12 protein-coding genes and 1 tRNA gene are annotated in these 17887 nt (G+C 68.1%); 8 read left to right on the top strand and 5 right to left on the bottom strand.

The genetic code is table 11. The annotated features are described in order from the left end of the window. Positions 1–60: 60 nt before the first annotated feature. The 3 genes from mutT to FBZ87_RS14970 form a co-directional block, all read right to left on the bottom strand. The gene (gene mutT, locus FBZ87_RS14980; RefSeq protein WP_211106958.1) at positions 61–501 is read right to left on the bottom strand and encodes an 8-oxo-dGTP diphosphatase MutT; all 441 of its coding nucleotides are present in this window, start codon (positions 499–501) and stop codon (positions 61–63) included. A 186-nt stretch (positions 502–687) separates the two neighbouring features. Next, a complete protein-coding gene (argJ, locus tag FBZ87_RS14975) occupies positions 688–1920 on the bottom strand; it encodes a bifunctional glutamate N-acetyltransferase/amino-acid acetyltransferase ArgJ (protein WP_145611049.1) in 1233 nt (410 codons plus the stop codon). A gap of 238 nt (positions 1921–2158) precedes the next feature. After that, positions 2159–3106: a peptidylprolyl isomerase gene (locus FBZ87_RS14970; RefSeq protein ID WP_246134404.1), complete on the bottom strand. Its 948-nt coding sequence runs from the start codon at positions 3104–3106 to the stop codon at positions 2159–2161. Between the two features lie 498 nt (positions 3107–3604). Between FBZ87_RS14970 and secA the strand changes: the two genes are divergently transcribed. From secA to FBZ87_RS14955, 3 genes are read left to right on the top strand one after another with little or no spacing between them, the layout of a single operon-like run. Then, positions 3605–6373: a preprotein translocase subunit SecA gene (gene secA / locus FBZ87_RS14965; RefSeq protein WP_145611160.1), complete on the top strand. Its 2769-nt coding sequence runs from the start codon at positions 3605–3607 to the stop codon at positions 6371–6373. 51 nt (positions 6374–6424) lie between these two features. Next, entirely contained in the window at positions 6425–6685 is a 261-nt protein-coding gene (locus FBZ87_RS14960) for a hypothetical protein (RefSeq protein WP_088872201.1), read from the top strand. Beyond that, the gene (locus FBZ87_RS14955) at positions 6682–7230 is read left to right on the top strand and encodes a YqhG/Tai3 family protein (RefSeq protein WP_145611048.1); all 549 of its coding nucleotides are present in this window, start codon (positions 6682–6684) and stop codon (positions 7228–7230) included. The genes FBZ87_RS14960 and FBZ87_RS14955 overlap by 4 nt, the downstream gene beginning before the upstream one ends. Before the next feature lie 9 nt (positions 7231–7239). On the opposite strand, the gene greB is transcribed toward FBZ87_RS14955, so the two are convergent. Further along, on the bottom strand, positions 7240–7776 hold the full coding sequence (greB, locus tag FBZ87_RS14950; protein WP_145611047.1) for a transcription elongation factor GreB: 537 nt from the start codon (positions 7774–7776) through the stop codon (positions 7240–7242). Between the two features lie 143 nt (positions 7777–7919). Continuing rightward, the gene (locus FBZ87_RS14945) at positions 7920–10037 is read right to left on the bottom strand and encodes a methyl-accepting chemotaxis protein (protein ID WP_145611046.1); all 2118 of its coding nucleotides are present in this window, start codon (positions 10035–10037) and stop codon (positions 7920–7922) included. An 813-nt stretch (positions 10038–10850) separates the two neighbouring features. Between FBZ87_RS14945 and FBZ87_RS14940 the strand changes: the two genes are divergently transcribed. The 5 genes from FBZ87_RS14940 to polA all read left to right on the top strand — a co-directional run bounded on the left by FBZ87_RS14940 (position 10851) and on the right by polA (position 17867). Beyond that, entirely contained in the window at positions 10851–13553 is a 2703-nt protein-coding gene (locus FBZ87_RS14940) for a M1 family metallopeptidase (RefSeq protein WP_186454759.1), read from the top strand. A 108-nt stretch (positions 13554–13661) separates the two neighbouring features. Beyond that, positions 13662–13985, top strand: coding sequence for a heavy metal-binding domain-containing protein (locus FBZ87_RS14935; RefSeq protein ID WP_145611044.1), 324 nt, complete (start codon positions 13662–13664; stop codon positions 13983–13985). A gap of 175 nt (positions 13986–14160) precedes the next feature. After that, entirely contained in the window at positions 14161–14529 is a 369-nt protein-coding gene (locus FBZ87_RS14930) for a hypothetical protein (RefSeq protein WP_145611043.1), read from the top strand. Between the two features lie 100 nt (positions 14530–14629). After that, positions 14630–14706: transfer RNA gene (locus FBZ87_RS14925), tRNA-Arg, on the top strand. A 158-nt stretch (positions 14707–14864) separates the two neighbouring features. Beyond that, a complete protein-coding gene (polA, locus tag FBZ87_RS14920) occupies positions 14865–17867 on the top strand; it encodes a DNA polymerase I (RefSeq protein WP_145611042.1) in 3003 nt (1000 codons plus the stop codon). The last annotated feature ends 20 nt before the right edge of the window (positions 17868–17887 follow it).

Raw genomic sequence — 17887 nt, 5'->3', positions numbered from 1 at the left:
ATCTGATTCGATCACATATCTTCTTAGTTGTGATTTAACCTGCGCCACCGAATGGCGGCCTTAGAGCAAATCCCGCAACATGGCCACCAGCGGCACGTCGGCGGGGGGCATGGGATAGTCGTTCAGCTGATCCACCCGCGCCCAGGCCAGGGACTGGCCTTCCAGGGGCTGGGGCGTGCCTTGCCAGACGCGGCAGACGTAAAGCGGCATCAGCAGATGGAAGGTCTCATACCGGTGGCTGGCGAAGGTGAAGGGCGCCAGGCAGCTGGTACGCGTGTCGATGCCCAGCTCCTCCCGCAGTTCCCGCACCAGGGCCACCTCCGGCGTCTCGCCGGGGTCGACCTTGCCGCCGGGAAACTCCCAGAGGCCCGCCAAGGACTTGCCCGGCGGCCGCTGCGCCAGCAGCACCCGCCCGTCGGCGTCGATCAGAGCCACGGCGGCCACCAGGACAGTGCGCACCGGTTCCGTCGACTCGACCCGCCCATCCCAGCACGCGGTCATCTCATCCGCCACAGCACTTCCTCCAAATAAATCAGCTGCATGAGATTTCCCTCATGCAGCCGTAGGCCGCGACCGCGGCCGCCGGAGATTTCTGGGGAGCCGTAGGCGGACTGGAAATCGAGGACAAGCCAAGGCGGCGGATGCCGCCGCCCGGCGCCTGAGGGAACAAAGGAAGCTACCGCAGCCTCAGCTGCGGTAGCTGCCATTAATGTCGATATAGCCGTGGGTCAGGTCGCAGGTCCACACGGTGGCCTTGCCCCGGCCCAGGCCCAGGTCGACCTGGATGTCGATCTCCTGCCCCTTCATGTGGGCGGCTACCGGCGCCTCGTCATATCCCGGGACCTCCATCCCGTTGGCGCAGATCTGCACGCCGCCGATGCTGATGACCAGCTTGTCGCGGTCGGCCTTTTCGCCGGCGCGGCCCACGGCGGCGACAATGCGGCCCCAGTTGGCATCCTCACCCGCCACGGCAGTCTTCACCAGGGGGGAGTTGGCGACGGTCAGTGCGATGCGCTTGGCCGCCTGGTTGCTGGCCGCACCGGTCACGGTCAGGGTCACGAACTTGGTGGCACCCTCGCCATCGCGCACGATCTGCTGCGCCAGGTCCAGGCAGACGGCGTCCAGCGCCTTGGCGAAGAGGCGCAGGCGCGGATCGGTCGCGTCGGTGATGGGGGCGTTCCCGGCCTGGCCGGTGGCCACCAGGATCACCGTGTCGCTGGTGGAGGTGTCGCCGTCCACCGTCACGCAGTTGAAGCTGCGGTCGGTGGCGCGCGACAGCAGCTTCTGCAGCACCGGGGCGGCGATGGCCGCGTCGGTGAACAGGAAGCCCAGCATGGTCGCCATGTCAGGGGCGATCATGCCGCTGCCCTTGGCGAAGCCGTTCAGGGTCACCGTCTTGCCGTCGATGACGCAGGTGGCCACCGCCCCCTTGGGGAAGGTGTCGGTGGTCATGATGGCCCGGGCGGCCGCGTCCCAGTTGCCGGCGTCCAGCTTGGCCCAGGCGGCGCCCAGGTGCTGGGCGATCTTGTCGGCCGGCAGGGGCTGGCCGATGACGCCGGTGGAGGCGACGAAGACCTCTTCCGGCTTGCAGCCCACCAGCTGGGCGGCCGTGGCCACCGTCTCGGACACCAGCGATTCGCCGGCGGCACCGGTGAAGGCGTTGGAGTTGCCGGAGTTCACCACCAGGGCGCGGGCGCTGCCGCCGGTCAGGCCCTTGCGGCACCAATGCACGGGCGCGCTGGCGGTCAGCGAGCGGGTCAGCACGCCGGCAACGGTGGTGCCGGGGGCCAGCTCGGCCACCATCAGGTCATCCCGGCCCTTGTAGCGGATGCCGCAGTTATACGCCGCCAGGCGGACGCCAGCCACGGGGGACAGGGTGGGGAAAGCGTCGGGCGCCAGGGGGGAGACCTTGAGGGCCATGGGGATCGCTCCGTTGAAGGCGAACGGTTCGGATGAGGGGCCGCCCGGAGGAACCGGGCAAACGGCGCAGAAAATAGGCCGAAATCCGTGACGAATAAAATCGAAAACGGGCGTTCGGCGCTTAAGCGAAAGCGAACCGCGGACAGCAAAAGGGCGCAAGACCGCCACCGGCGATGCTTGCGCCCTTCGTTAGCGTACCGGCGCGGGAAGGAACTCATCCCGCGCCTTCCCGCCCGCCTTACTGCTTGGCGGGGGCGGCCGGCTTGGCGGCGGCCGGCGGCGGGGTCAGGGAGATGGCCTGCTTGCCGGTGATGTCGAAGGCCTCGACCTTGGCGCCCTTGCGCAGCTCATCCACCACCTGGGCGGCCAGATCCTGGGCTTCGGCCTGGGCGACCTGGCCCTTGACCTGCTCGAACGGCGGGGCCTGGCGCTTGCGGCGGTCCTCAACCTTGATCACGTGCCAACCGAAGTCGGTCTTCACCGGGGTCTTGCTGACCTCGCCCGGCTTCATGGCGAAGGCGGCATCGGCGAAGGGGGCGACCATGTCGCCCTTCGTGAAGTAGCCCAGGTCGCCGGCCGAGGCGGCGGAGTTCTTGTCGATCTGCTGCTCGGACGCCAGCTTGGCGAAGTCGGCGCCGCCCTGGATCTGCTTGATCAGCGCGTCGGCCTCTTCCTTGGTCTTCACCAGGATGTGCCGGGCGCGGACCTCGTCCTCAGCCGGCATGGCCTTCACCATCTCGTCATACTTCTTCTTCAGCAGCGCCTCGTTCATGCGGGCGTCGACCTGCTTGCGGATGTAGGCCTGCTGCACGAAGCGCTCTTCAGCGTGCTTCAGCTCGGTCTTCACTTCCTTGCTGTCCTGCAGCTTGTCCTTGTAGCCGGCATCCGCCAGCAGGCGGGCGGTCACCAGGTTCTCCAGAACGCGCGGGTAGGCTTCGTTCAGGTGAATCTGCTGCTGGGTCTGGGCCGGCAGCTGGCTGTATTCGGCCAGCACTTCCGACCGGTGGATTTCCTTGCCGTTCACACGGGCCACCACCGGATCGTCCGCGGCCTGGGCCGGCGAGCCGGCGGCCGGCGCCGCGGCGGGAGCGGCAGCCTTGGCCGGGGTGTCAGCGGCCAGGGCGGTGCCGGCCAGGGACCCGAAAGCCGCGGTCAGCAGCGCGGCACGCAACATCTTCACATACATGGAGCTGAATTCCTCGAGGACTGGGGCTGCATCAAAAAACGGCGCGATGCTAGGGACCAGGGACGGCCACGCCGTAGCACTGCCGGGCCCTTCTTCGGCTGTCGCGCCATAAAACACGGGGGGCGCCCCTCTCGCAAGGTGGGACAGCGCCGGATACCCACCCCGTACGTGTCCTGATGCCGCACCCCACCCCCCGAACCGCGGGCCTCGCGCCACGCCCGGGAACGGTCGCCGGATACCGCATCCGCCGGGGCATCAAAGCGGTTGGAAAGCAGGCGGATCATGCTATGGTCCAGCCCCGCGCGTGTGGGGGATTTGACGCGGCAGGTAGGACCGGTATCGCGGTACCGGAAACGGCGGGGCTTCATTGACCGCCGGGCCCTGCCACCTTATCTCACAAGGCGCATGGGGGGCCTTATCCAAAACGGCCCCATGTCCCGCGCGGCCGGGCTGGATGATCCGGCCGGTTTCCCCGTGTTCGTTCTCTTCGAGGTTTTCATGTTCGGTTCCATCGCCCGCAAACTGTTCGGCAGCGCCAACGAGCGCGTTGTCAAAAGCTTGCGGAAGGACGTCGACGCCATCAACGCGCTGGAACCGAAGCTGGTCTCGCTGTCCGATGACGAGCTGCGCATGCGCACCGACTGGCTGCGCGACCGGCTGGCCAAGGGCGAGACGCTGGACGACATCCTGCCCGACGCCTTCGCCACCGTGCGCGAGGCGGCCAAGCGCGCCATCGGCCAGCGCCATTTCGACGTGCAGCTGATGGGCGGCATCGTCCTGCACCGCGGCCGCATCGCCGAGATGCGCACCGGCGAAGGCAAGACCCTGGTGGCGACCCTGGCGGTCTACCTGAACGCTCTGGAAGGCAAGGGCGTGCACGTCGTGACCGTGAACGACTACCTGGCCAAGCGCGACAGCGGCTGGATGAGCCGCATCTACGGTTTCCTGGGCCTGACCACCGACTGCATCGTCCACGGCCTGGATGACGACGAGCGCCGCCGCGCCTACGCCGCCGACATCACCTACGGCACCAACAACGAGTTCGGCTTCGACTACCTGCGCGACAACATGAAGTTCCGCCTGGACGACATGGTCCAGCGGCCCTTCAACTTCGCCGTGGTCGACGAGGTGGACAGCGTGCTGATCGACGAGGCGCGCACCCCGCTGATCATCTCCGGTCCCTCCACCGACGGGTCCGAGCTGTACGCCGCCGTGGACACGGTCATCCTGCGCCTGGCCGACACCGACTATGAAAAGGATGAGAAGGCCAAGTCCGTCAACCTGACGGAAGAGGGCACGGAGAAGGTCGCCCAGATCCTGACCGAGATGGACCTGCTGAAGCAGGGCGACCTGTACGACATTCACAACATCACCCTGGTCCACCACGTGAACCAGGCCCTGCGCGCCCACAAGCTGTTCACCCGCGACGTGGATTACATCGTCAAGGACGACAAGGTCGTCATCATCGACGAGTTCACGGGCCGCATGATGGACGGCCGCCGCTATTCCGAAGGCCTGCACCAGGCCCTGGAGGCGAAGGAGCATGTGACCATCCAGCGCGAGAACCAGACGCTGGCGTCCATCACCTTCCAGAACTATTTCCGCCTGTACCCCAAGCTGGCCGGCATGACCGGCACGGCCATGACCGAGGCGGCGGAATTCGCGGAGATCTATAACCTGGACGTGGTCGATATGCCGACCAACCTGCCCGTCCAGCGCATCGACTATGATGACGAGGTCTACCGCACGGCGCGCGAGAAGTACGACGCCATCGTCAAGCTGGTGAAGGAGTGCCAGGAGCGCCAGCAGCCCATCCTGGTCGGCACCATCTCCATCGAGAAGTCGGAACTGCTGTCCGACCTGCTGAAGAAGCAGGGCATCCCGCACAACGTGCTGAACGCCCGCTATCACGAGCAAGAAGCCTACATCGTCTCCCAGGCCGGCCGGCCAGGCGCCGTCACCATCGCCACCAACATGGCGGGCCGCGGCACCGACATCAAACTGGGCGGCAACGTCGAGATGCGCATCGAGTACGAGCTGGGGGATGTGACCGACCCGGCCGAGCGCGCACGCCGCATCCAGCAGATCGAGGAGGAGGTGGCGGCCGCCAAGGACGTGGCGCTGGCCGCCGGCGGCCTTTACGTCGTGGGTACGGAGCGGCACGAAAGCCGGCGCATCGACAACCAGCTGCGCGGCCGCTCGGGCCGCCAGGGCGACCCCGGCGCCTCGAAGTTCTTCCTGTCGCTGGAAGACGACCTGATGCGCATCTTCGGATCGCAGCGCATGGACACCATGCTGCAGCGCCTGGGCCTGCAGGAGGGCGAGGCCATCATCCACAGCTGGATCAACAAGGCGCTGGAAAAGGCCCAGAGCCGGGTTGAGGCCCACAACTTTGAAATCCGCAAGAACCTGCTGAAGTACGACAACGTCATGAACGACCAGCGCAAGGTCGTCTATGAGCAGCGTCGTGAGATCATGGCCGTCGACGACATCAAGGAAACCGTCGAGGACATGCGCCAGGACACCATCAACACCCTGGTGGCCAAGGCCATCCCGGCCAATTCCTATGCCGAGCAGTGGAACATGGACCAGCTGCACGAGGACGTGGTGCGCGTCCTGGCGCTGGATGTGCCGGTGCAGGAGTGGGGCAAGGAAGAAGGCATCGCCGAGCTTGAGATCGAGCAGCGCCTGATGAAGGCCGCCGACGAGGCCTACGCCGCCAAGGAGGCCAGCTACGGGCCGGAGATCATGCGCTCCATCGAGCGCAGCCTGCTGCTGCAGCTGCTGGACCAGTCGTGGAAGGACCACCTGCTGTCGCTGGACCATCTGCGCCAGGGCATCAACCTGCGCGCCTATGGCCAGCGCGACCCGCTGAACGAATACAAGCGCGAAGCCTTCAACCTGTTCGAGGAGTTGCTGGACAGCCTGCGCGAGCAGGTGACCCAGGTGCTGATGCGCGTGCAGCTGCAGGTCGCCCAGCCGCCGCTGGACCCCAACGATTTCCCGCCCCAGGAGATGCAGGAGACCCGCGTCGACCCGGCGTTCCCGCCCACTGGCTTGCCCGCTGGCCTGCCGCCGGCCGACGAGCCCCTGCCCCCGGGCATGGCGCGCGCCAGCGCCGGCCTGGGCTATGGCGCCGTGAACATGCCGCAGTCGACCCAGGTGGGCGGCCAGGACCCGGACACCTGGATGAACACCCCCCGCAATTCCCCCTGCCCCTGCGGCAGCGGCCTGAAGTACAAGCATTGCCATGGCCGCGCCCCGTAAGGGGCCGGTCCTGACGACCCGCCTACGCGTGAAGGAAGGGAGCCACGGGCCATGCCGGATGCCGAGGATATGACGCCGGAGGATGACAGCCACCGCCCGGCGCCACCCGTCAACGAAGACATCGTGGAGCGGCTGCGCCGCCGCGCCGAACGGGCCCGTGACCGCTATCCCGACCATGCCGGGGACCCCGGCACCCTGGTCGGCGGCCTGATCGAGGATTACGAGGCCGCCGCGCAGGAGATCGAGCGCCTGCGCGCCGCCCTGAAGGACATCGCCCGGCGGTCGCTCGCCGCGATGCGGCCTGAATTATGACGCGGGCGGCCCTCCTGCCGGCCATGGGCCTGCTGGCCGTGAGCTTGGCGGCCCTTCCGCCGGCGGCGCGGGCCGGCGGCGCCGAGCCGCCGGGATCGACACCGCAGGCCATCGTCGAGGCCCTGTACCGGCCGTATCTCGCCGATCCCCACGCCGAGAAAGACACGACCATCGATTCGGTTGCCCAGGTCCGACGCCACGCCACCCCGGCACTGGCGCGCCTGCTCGATGCCGACCGGGCCTGCGAAAAGCGCACCCAGGGGATTTGCGCCCTGGACTTCGACATCATCATCGACGGCCAGGACTGGGACCTGTCAGGCTTCGGCCTGCAGGCGGAAGCGTCGGGCGACACGGCCACGGTGACGGCGCGCTTCAACAACTTCGGGCCCCGCGTCCTGGCCTACCATTTCGCGCGGACCGGCGGACGCTGGCTGATCGACGACGTGGTCATCCTGAAGGACGATGCCGGGGCCGCCGACCATCCCTGGTCGCTGAAAGACACGCTGGTGAGCGAGTACGGCGCAACGGGCAAGAAACACCGCTGAGCCGCCCGCTCAGTCCGGGTAGCGAATGTCCAGGATCTCCACCTCTTGCGGCCCCTTGGGCGTGCGCACGGTGACGACGTCGCCCACCTTGGCCTTCATGAGCGCGCGCGCCACCGGCGACACCCAGCTGATGCGGTGGCGGTCCATGTCCACCTCGTCCCGGCCGACGATGGTGACGGTCATGCGGTCATCGTCCTCATCGGCATAGGTGACGGTGGCGCCGAAGAAGACCTGGGACCGGTTCTTCTGCAGCTGCGGATTGACCACCTCGGCGCTTTCGATGCGCTTGGTCAGGAAGCGGATGCGCCGGTCGATCTCGCGCAGGCGTTTCTTGCCGTACAGATAGTCGCCATTCTCCGACCGGTCGCCGTTGCCGGCGGCCCAGGACACCACCTCCACCACCTTGGGACGCTCCACCCGCAGCAGCTGGTGGCGCTCATCCCGCATGTGGTTGAAGCCTTCCGGCGTCATATAGTTCTTGGCGCCAGCCGGCAGGGGCGGCAGGTCGTCCTCGTCATCGTCGTCTGGATCGGGCGTGGTGTTCATGAGGTCACTTCGCTAACTTGCCCCCGCCCTCTAGCGCACCCGGAGCGCAGCGACAAGACCGCGCCCCCGTTTGCGTGAAAATTGCGGTCAACGCAGGTCTTCGGGGAACGTCGCCTGGAAGCGCGAGGTAAACGCGCGGCTCCTCACATCTCCCGCAGCGCCTTCATGAAGCCTTCCACCGCCAGGTTCAGGCGGCCGGCCTCGCGGGTCAGGCTGCCGGCGGTGTCCAGCACCTCGCCCGCCGTGCTGCCGGCCACACCGGTGGCGTCGGTCAGGGAGGACAGGGTGCGGCTGACGTGGTCGGTGCCGTCGGCGGCCTCGGCCACGTTGCGGGCGATCTCGCGGGTGGCCGCACCTTGCTCCTCCACCGCGGCGGCGATGGCGGCGGCAACCTCATTCACCTCGTGGATGGTGGCGCCGATACGTTCCATGGCGGCGACGCTGAGGTCCGTCCGCTGACCGATGTCCTGGACGTAGCGGGTGATCTCCTCCGTGGCCTTGGCCGTCTGGCCGGCCAGGGTCTTGACCTCGGAGGCCACGACAGCGAAGCCCTTGCCGGCCTCGCCCGCCCGCGCCGCCTCGATGGTGGCGTTCAGGGCCAGCAGGTTGGTCTGCCCGGCGATGTCGCTGATCATCTGCACCACGGCACCGATGCGGTCCGAGGCCTCGGCCAGGCCGCCGATGGTCTGGCCCGTGGCGGTCACCTCCGCCACCGCGCGGGCGGCGATGGCCTTGGAACGCTCGACCTGCCGGCCAACCTCATCCACCGAGGCCGCCAGCTCCTGGGCGGCGGCGGCCACCGTCTGCACGTTGCTGGAGGTCTGGCTGGCGGCGGCCTGCACGTCCTGGGCCTGCGTGCAGGCGCTGCCGGTGTTGTCGGTCAGGGTGCGGGCGTCGCCCTCCAGCGTGTGGGCGGCACTGGTGACGGCGGCGGCCACCCCATGCACGTCGGTCTCGAACGCGGCGGCCAGGCGGGCCTGACGCGTCACCACCGACCAGGTCATCATGGGGCCGACATAACGGCCATCGGTATCCCGCACGGCGGCCACGCGCAGCTCCAGCTCCTCGTTATCGCCACGGGCGTTTTCCAGGGTCAGGCGGCCCTGCCAGGGCAGCAGGGCGGGGTTCTTCACCACCTCCAGCAGCGCGGCCGGATCGGCATGGAACAGGCCGATCCCGGCGCCCACCGGCGTACCGCCGGCCAGCGGCCGCGGCAGGGGCGCACCCAGGGTCTTCAGCGTGCCCAGGCTGGCGGCGTTGGCATAGGTGATGCGGAAATCCTGATCGGCATCGGCCAGCAGGACATTCAGCGGCATGTCGTCCACCATCTGCTTCAGGCGGAAGACGTCGGCCACCACGCCGCGCAGGGCGCCAGCGGCGCGCAGCATGCGCCCGATCTCATCCCGGCGCTGGGTGGGGCGGATCTCCACCGTGGTGTCGTTGGCCGCCAGGCGTTCCAGCAGGCGGGCCACCAGCAGGGCGGGACGGCCCACCCAGCGGCTGGCCAGCCACCAGGCGGCCAGGCCCAGCACCACGGCCAGGGTGACGCTGGCCACCAGGATGCTGGTCTTCAGATGCTCCACCGCCTCGGCGAAGATGCGCTTCTGGATGCCGGTGTACAGAACGCCCACGATATGGCCACCGGCGTCCTTGATGGGGTCGTACGCGGTGTAGAAGGGCACACCCAGGATGTCGGCCTCGCCGCGATAGGCCTCGCCCCGTCCGACGACAGCGTCGTAGACGGCGTTGCGGGCCAGCGCGGTACCGACGGCACGGCTGCCATCCTGCTTCATGACGTTGGTGGCGATGCGCACCATCTCGCCATCCTTGGCGGCGAAGATGGTGGCGGTGCCGCCCACCAGGCGCTTCACCGTATCGACGGCGGCAACGTTGTTCTCCAGCGCGGTGTCGCCGGCGTACAGGTGCCCGTCCCTGAGACTGTAGCCCTTGCCGTAACCTTCCAGCACGTGCCACGCCACCTGCATGTTGGCGTCCTGCCGGTCCTTGGCCAATTCCATGGTGAAGCCCGCCAGCAACACGTGGCTGATGCCCAGGCTGACCACCGTCAGCAGGGTCACGGCCCCGACGATCAGCAGGGCGATGCGTGCCGCCACCGACACGGCGAAACCCTTGCGGACCTTGGCAGAAATGGAGGGGGCAGAAATGGAGGGGGCAGAAATGGAGGGGGCAGAAATGGAGGGGGCAGAAATGGAGGGGGTGCCGGCGGCCGACCGGGCCGTCGAGGACTGGGCTTGGAACATGGCAACACTTCCCAAATGCAGCGCCCACGAGGGCGCCGAGGGGCGCGCACGGGCGAGAACAACAGCGAAATTTGAAATGCCGGCTAGGGCGACCCCGATCGGCCCGCGAACCGCGGAGCTGTCTTTCGGAAGGCGAGTTTCAATATAGACGGCTGGAGATTTAGTCCAGGGATAAGCCCATGCGAATTTTGAAGACTAGACCATCAGGACGAATGGCACGCCGATCCGTTAGCTTTTGAAATTTCCTTCAAACGCCCCTCGGCTTCATCACCGCCCCATAATCTTTTTGCGGTTTTGCTGTCCATTTACCAGGACAGATCAGCACTGGCTGCTAAGTAATACTTCGTGAATTTGCAGAAAATAGATTCCCCAGCCTAACTAATCGGACACCGAAGTCGATGTCCGGGGAAGACGAGGTTGATAAGTCATCCAACGGCTGCCGCTAAAAGCTGTTCGAAGAGCACGGAGCCGGCGCCCAGAAGCCGTCTCAGCCGGCGACGGTTTCCAGTCAAGCCTGCGTTCTTCTGTCGCATCCCCGGGCAAATTGCCGGCACGAGGCCGCGATTTCAGCCTGGGGACAGCGCTTACCTTGAGCGCAACTGGATATAATATCCGGACGGTGCTCACCTCTCCGCCTTTGGCGAAGACGCACATATTTGTCAGGAAGTCCGCAATTGAACTGCGGGGTGGACGCAGGCACACTCAGCGCCAAAGCGTAAAGCGCCCCGCAGTGGCGCCGCGCAATACAAGCGTAGGAGCGGCTGTATGCCCCTGGCCTCGACTAATTTCAAAGGCGTGATCAAAACTGTTCTGGTGACGACTGCGACCCTATGCCTCAGCCCCACGGTTAGTCTAGCGGCCAACGGCCGACTGCCGGGCAACATTTCACCCCTGCACTATGACCTGACGGTCATCCCCAATATCGAGGCCTCGACCTTCGCCGGTGAGGTGCACATCGACATCGACGTGGCCACGGCCACGCCCACGGTGGTGCTGAACGCGGAAAGCCTGACCCTGGACCGCGCGACCATCGACGGCAACCCCGCCACCGGCGTCACCTTGGACAAGGACAGCCAGACGGCCACCCTGACGGCGGCATCCCCCCTGCCGCCCGGCCATCACACGGTGGACATCGCCTACCGTGGCCAGATCGAGAAATCGGCGCGCGGCCTGTTCCAGCTGGACTACACCGCCACGGACGCGCCCGGAAACGGCAAGGGGGGCGCCGGCGTGCCTGCCCGCATGCTGTCCACCCAGTTCGAGGCCGGCGACGCCCGCCGCTTCCTGCCCTGTTGGGACGAGCCCGCGGCCAAGGCCACCTTCACCCTGTCGGTCATGGCGCCCCAGGGCCAGATGGCCGTGTCCAACATGCCGGTGAAGGCGGACGAGGCCATGGCCGACGGCCGCCACCTGGTGCATTTCCAACCCACGCCGCGCATGTCCAGCTATCTGCTGTTCGTGGCCGTGGGCGACCTGGAGCGCGCCACCGCCAAGGCCGGCGACGTGGAGATCGGCGTGGTCGTGCGGCGCGGATCGGTGGACAAGGCGCGCTTCGCCCTGGAGACGGCCGCCGCCATCCTGGCCCGCTACAACGACTATTTCGGCACGCCCTATCCCCTGCCCAAGCTGGACTTCATCGCCACGCCCGGCGCCGGTGGCTTCGGCGCCATGGAGAACTGGGGCGCCATCATGTCGTTCGAGAAGGACATGCTGCTGGACCCGGCCCTGGCCACCGAGGAGGCCCGCCAGCGCGTGTTCCAGGTGGTGGCGCACGAAATGGCGCACCAGTGGTTCGGCGACCTGGTCACCATGGCCTGGTGGGATGACCTGTGGCTGAACGAGGGCTTCGCCTCATGGATGGAGGCCAAGGCTATGGACGCCCTGCATCCCGACTGGTCACCCTGGCTGGTGGCCATGCCGGCGATGGAGCGGGCCAAGCGCCTGGACGCCCGCGCCGCCACCCACCCGGTGGTGCAGCCCATCAACTCTGTGGCCGAGGCGGACGAGGCCTTCGACGACATCACCTATGACAAGGGCCAGGCCGTCATCCGCATGGTGGAGGCGACGGTGGGCGAGACGGTGTTCCGTGATGGCGTGCGCCGCTACATGAAGCGCCACGCCTACGGCAACGCCACCACCCGCGACCTGTTCAAGGCGGTGGAGGAGGCGGGCGCCAAGGACGCGCTGCGCATCGCCACCGATTTCATCACCAAGCCGGGCATCCCCCTGGTATCGGTCAGCGCCACCTGCGGCGCCGGCGACGGCCCCAAGCCGCATAAGGGCAAGAAAGGCGCCAAGGAGACGGCGCCGGCCATGGCCGGCAGCGGCACGCAGGTCAGCCTGCGCCAGGCGCGCTTCGCCACCGAGCCGGTGACCATCCCCGACCAGTACCATCTGAGCGACCGGCTGTGGGCCATCCCCGTTCCCCTCGCCACGGTGGGCGGGGCGACCAGTGCGCCGTCGCACACGCTGCTGACGGCCCTGACGGGCAAGGCCGCCGTGCCCGGCTGCGGCCCCCTGCTGGCCAATGCCGGCCAGACCGGCTATTTCCGCACTGCCTATACCGAGCCGGCGTTCAAGGCTCTGGTCGACCATGTCGATCGGCTGGCGCCCATCGACCAGCTGGGCCTGATGTATGACAGCGCCGCCCTGGGCGAGGCGGGGCAGATGGCCATGAGCGACAGCCTGTCCCTGATCCGCGCCCTGCGCCCGGACGCCGACCCGTCGGTGTGGGAACAGGCGGCCGATTATCTGCGCGATGTGGACGGCTATTACGCCGGCAGGCCCGGGCAGGCCGCCTTCCGCGCCTTCGCCCGCGGCGTGCTGGCGCCGGTGCTGTCCACCATCGGCTGGGACCCGCAGCCGGGCCAGGGCGACAAGGTGGGCCTGACCCGCGCCGCCCTGATCCGCGCGCTCAGCAGTTTCGATGCCCCGGATACGCTGACGGAGGCGGAACGGCGTCTGGCGGCCGACGGCACCGACCCCACGGCCCTGCCCCCCGGCATCCGCCTGGCCGTCATCACCGCCGTGGCCCAGCACGCCGATGCCGCCACCTTCGACCGGCTGCACGCCCTGGCGTCCAGCACCACCGACCCGCTGGCCCGCCGCCAGCTGTACGGGGCGCTGGGGGCGGTGCGCGACCCCGCCCTGGCGCAGAAGGTGCTGGACCTCAGCCTGACGCCGGAGGTGGGCACCACCATCGCGCCGCAGTTGATCCTGGCCGTGGCCGATGCGAATCCCGACCTGGCCTGGCGTTTCGTCACGGCCCATGTCGACGCGGTGGAGGCCACGCTGGACCAGATGCAGCGCTATGAGTTCTTCGCCGGCGTGGCGCGCCGTTCGTCCGATCCGGCGCGCATCGGCGAGCTGAACGCCTATGCCGAGGCGCACGTGCCCGCCACCGCCCGCCAGGGTGTCGCCAAGGCCGCAGGCGAGATCGCCTACCGCGTCAAGGTTGCGCAGGAGCGGCTGCCCCAGGTGGACAGCTGGCTGGCCGCCCTGCCGGCCACGCACTGACTGACAACGGCCCCCGTCCCTGGCGGGGGCCACCACCCTGACCGAACGCGCTCATGGCGCGGGATAGCGCCCGGGCGTAAGCTTTCCCCCACAGGACAGGAGTGTCGCATGCTGGTGGTGACGACGGAGGCCGTGCCGGGACACCGGGTCATGGCCGTGAAGGGCCAGGTGTTCGGTGTGGTGGTGCGCAGCCGAGGCCTGGCCGGCAACTTCATGGCCGGCTTGCGCACCCTGGTGGGCGGCGAGATCCACGAATACACCCAGATGCTGGAAGAGGGCCGCCGCCAAGCCATCGACCGCATGGTCACCAATGCCGGCGCCATGGGGGCCAATGCCGTGGTCATGATGCGCTTCGACAGCTCCGAGATCGGGGAGACCATGAGCGAGATCGTCGCCTACGGCACCGCCGTGGTGCTGGAAGCCGCCGTTTGAATTTCAGGAGCCGTTTGAGTTTCAGGAAAGGAAAGCCTGCCTAGGGAAAGCCTGCGAACCACTACCAAGCAGAGGGGCCCGACGCCCCGGACGCCCGCCACGGACCGCCGGCCCCGCCATCGATCCGGGCACGCCCGCCGCCAGGGCCCCCGAACAGGGGAAGGAGACGTCCATCATGTCCGTGCTGCATGTCCATTTCGGATCCGGTCCCGGCCACGCCCGGCAACGCCGCTCCCACCTGCGCCAGCCCGCCTGCACCTGGCTGATGATCGGCAGCGCCCTGGCCTTCGCCGCCACCCTGGCCGTCTGGTACATGGGCATGGTTACCGTCTTCCCCATCGGCCTGCTGGCCGGCACCGGCGTCCTGTGCCTGGCCGCCTGTATCGAGCGCGTCGCCTACAAGCCCTTGACGGGCCTGCCCGGCCCCGGCTGGCAGGACACGGGCGAGCGCTTCACCGACCCCGGCACCGGCGCCCCCGTCGCCGTCTACTACAACCCCACCTGCCTGGAACGCCGCTACGTCCGTCTGGACCGGGAGCCCTGAGCGGCGCGCCAGCCGGCACGCACCATAGCGTTTGCATTGCCCGGAACTTGCCTGTATGGTGCGCGCCGCGCCGCCGGAAACCCGGTGTGTCGCCCGGCATGGACCCGTAGCTCAGCTGGATAGAGCGCTGCCCTCCGAAGGCAGAGGTCGTACGTTCGAATCGTATCGGGTCCGCCACCTTTCCCTTTCATATCGTCGACAGCCCTTCCGGCCCGTGGCCTGACATCCGCCACCGCCCCTCGACAGCCCCGCCCCAAATCGGCCATGGTGCGGTCCCGGGACGCCTGCGTCGACGCGCCCGTCCCTTCCCGTCCGTTACGCCGAAGATGCCCGCCATGGCCGACACGCCCGCCGCCGCAACCGCCCCCATCCCCGTTCCGCCGGACGCGCCCACGCCCGTGACCGGTGTGCCGGCCGTGCCGGGCAAGCTGAAGGAGACGCTGTACCTGGTGGACGGCTCGGGCTTCATCTTCCGCGCCTATCACGCCCTGCCGCCGCTGAATCGGCCGGACGGCACGCCGGTGAACGCGGTGCTGGGCTTCACCAACATGCTGATGAAGCTGCTGGCCGACGTGAAGGTGCACTCCGTCGCCGTCATCTTCGACAGCAAGCGGGAGAATTTCCGCAATGCCATCTATCCGGACTACAAGGCGCACCGGCCGCCGCCGCCGGAAGATCTGATCCCGCAGTTCGACCTGATCCGCCAGGCGGTGGACGCCTTCAACCTGCCCTGCCTGCATCTGGAGGGGTATGAGGCCGACGACCTGATCGCGACATACGCCCGCCTGGCGCGGGAGGCGGGGCGCGACTGCGTCATCGTCTCGTCCGACAAGGACCTGATGCAGCTGATCACCGACGGCGTCGGCCTGCTGGACCCGATGAAGAACAAGAGCATCGGCCGGGACGAGGTGCTGGAGAAGTTCGGCGTGGTGCCGGAACTGGTGGTGGATGTGCAGTCCCTGGCCGGCGACAGCGTGGACAACGTGCCGGGCGTGCCCGGCATCGGCATCAAGACCGCCGCCCAGCTGATCACGGAGTATGGCGGGCTGGACGCCCTGCTGGAGCGCGCGCACGAGATAAAGCAGCCCAAGCGGCGCGAAGCCTTGACCGTGCATGCGGAGATGGCCCGCATCTCGCGCCAGCTGGTGAAGCTGGAGGCCAACGTGCCGGTTCCTGAGCCGCTGGAGAACCTGACGGCGCGCAAGCCCGACCATGACAAGCTGATCGGCTGGCTGCGCGAGCAGGGCTTCCGCTCCGCCATCCAGAAGGTCGAGAACGACATCCTGAAGGCCAATGGCGGCAATGGGGGTGCCACCCGCGCCGGCACCGGCGCCCCGGCCCTGACGCTGGAGGCCACGACCGGCGGCGGGGCGGAGCAACGCACCGATGCCGTGCGCGCCGCCTACAACAGCCGCTTCTACAGTACCGAGGCCGCCCCCATCGGGGAGCCCAAGATCCCCGCCCCCACCGAGATCGTGTACGAGCTGGTGCAGGACGCCGCCGTGCTGAAGCGCTGGATCGATGAGGCGACCCTGGCCGGCACGGTGGCCATCGATACCGAGACCGACGGCCTGTACCCCGACCGAGCCAAGCTGGTGGGCTTCTCCCTCTCCCACACGCCGGGCCGCGCCTGCTACGTGCCCCTTAGCCACATTAACCCAGACGCTCCTAAGGAGCAGGCCGGCGGCTTTGATTTCGGCGAGGCGCCGCCTCCGCCGCCGCAGATTCCGCTGGACGAGGCCCGCGCCCTGCTGGCGCCGCTGCTGGCCGACCCGTCGGTGCTGAAGGTGGGCCATAATCTGAAGTTCGATATCCGGGTGCTGGCCCGCCACGGCTTCGCCCCCGGCCCGGCCGCCATTGCGCCCGTGGACGACACCATGCTGCTGTCCTACGCCCTGGGCGCCGGCGCCCACGGCCATGGCATGGATGAACTGGCGCAGCGCCACCTGGGCCATACCTGCATCACCTTCGACGAGGTGACGGGCACCGGCAAGAATCGCATCACCTTCGACCGCGTGCCCCTGGACCGAGCCTGCGCCTATGCGGCGGAGGATGCGGACATCACCCTGCGCCTGCACCAGGTGCTGAAGGCCGACGTGCTGCGCCGCCACCTGATGACGGTGTACGAGACGCTGGACCGCCCCCTGACGCCCGTGGTGGCGACCATGGAGGAGGCCGGCATCCTGGTGGACCGGGCCATGCTGGCCGAGCTTTCGCGCGATTTCGCCGGCCGCCTGGCCGCACTGGAACAGGAAATCCACACCCTGGTGGGCCACCCGTTCAACGTCGCCAGCCCCAAGCAGCTGGGCGAGGTGCTGTTCGACGAGATGGGCCTGCCCGGCGGTAAGAAGGGCAAGACCGGCGCCTATTCCACCGACAGCAGCGTGCTGGAACCCCTGGCCGAACAAGGGGTGGAAGTAGCGCAGAAGGTGCTGGACCATCGCCAGCTGGCCAAGCTGAAGTCCACCTACACCGACGCCCTGCAGGAGGAGATCAACGCCGGCACGGGCCGCGTGCACACCTGCTTCGCCCTGGCCGCCACCGCCACCGGGCGCCTCAGCTCCACCGATCCCAACCTGCAGAACATCCCCATCCGCACGGAGGAGGGGCGCAAGATCCGCCGCGCCTTCGTGGCGCCGGAGGGCCATGTGCTGCTGTCCGTGGACTACAGCCAGATCGAGCTGCGCCTGGTGGCGGAGATCGCCGGCGTGCCGGCCCTGAAGCAGGCCTTCACCGAGGGCATCGACATTCACGCCATGACGGCGTCCCAGGTGTTCGGCGTGCCGCTGGACCAGATGACCAGCGAGATCCGCCGCAAGGCCAAGGCCATCAACTTCGGCATCATCTACGGCATCTCCGGCTTCGGCCTGGGCCGCCAGTTGGGCATCGGCGCCGGTGAGGCCGGCGCCTTCATCAAGCAGTACTTCGAACGCTTCCCCGAACTGGCCGGCTATTTCGAGAAGACCAAGGCCGAGGCCAAGGAAAAGGGCTACGTCACCACCCTGTTCGGCCGCCAGTGCTGGATCCAGGGCATCAAGGAAAGTAACGCCGCCCGCCGCGCCTTCGCCGAGCGCCAAGCCATCAACGCCCCCATCCAGGGCACCGCCGCCGATATCATCCGCCGCGCCATGGCCCGCGTGCCCGCCGCGATGGCGAATGCCGGCCTGACCGGCCGCATGCTGCTGCAGGTGCACGACGAACTGCTGTTCGAGGTGCCGGTGGCGGAGGTGGACGCCACCGTCCCCGTGGTGCGCCAGGTGATGGAGGGCGCCGCCAGCCTGTCCGTGCCCCTGGTGGCCGAGGCCGGCACGGGGCGGAGTTGGGGCGAGGCGCACTGAGCGCGCTTCAGGCGCCGGCG

The organism is Nitrospirillum amazonense (assembly GCF_007828035.1).
Lineage (GTDB): Bacteria > Pseudomonadota > Alphaproteobacteria > Azospirillales > Azospirillaceae > Nitrospirillum > Nitrospirillum amazonense.
Note: the sequence above shows the minus strand (reverse complement) of the source record. Positions and strands in the feature narration are given on the sequence as shown.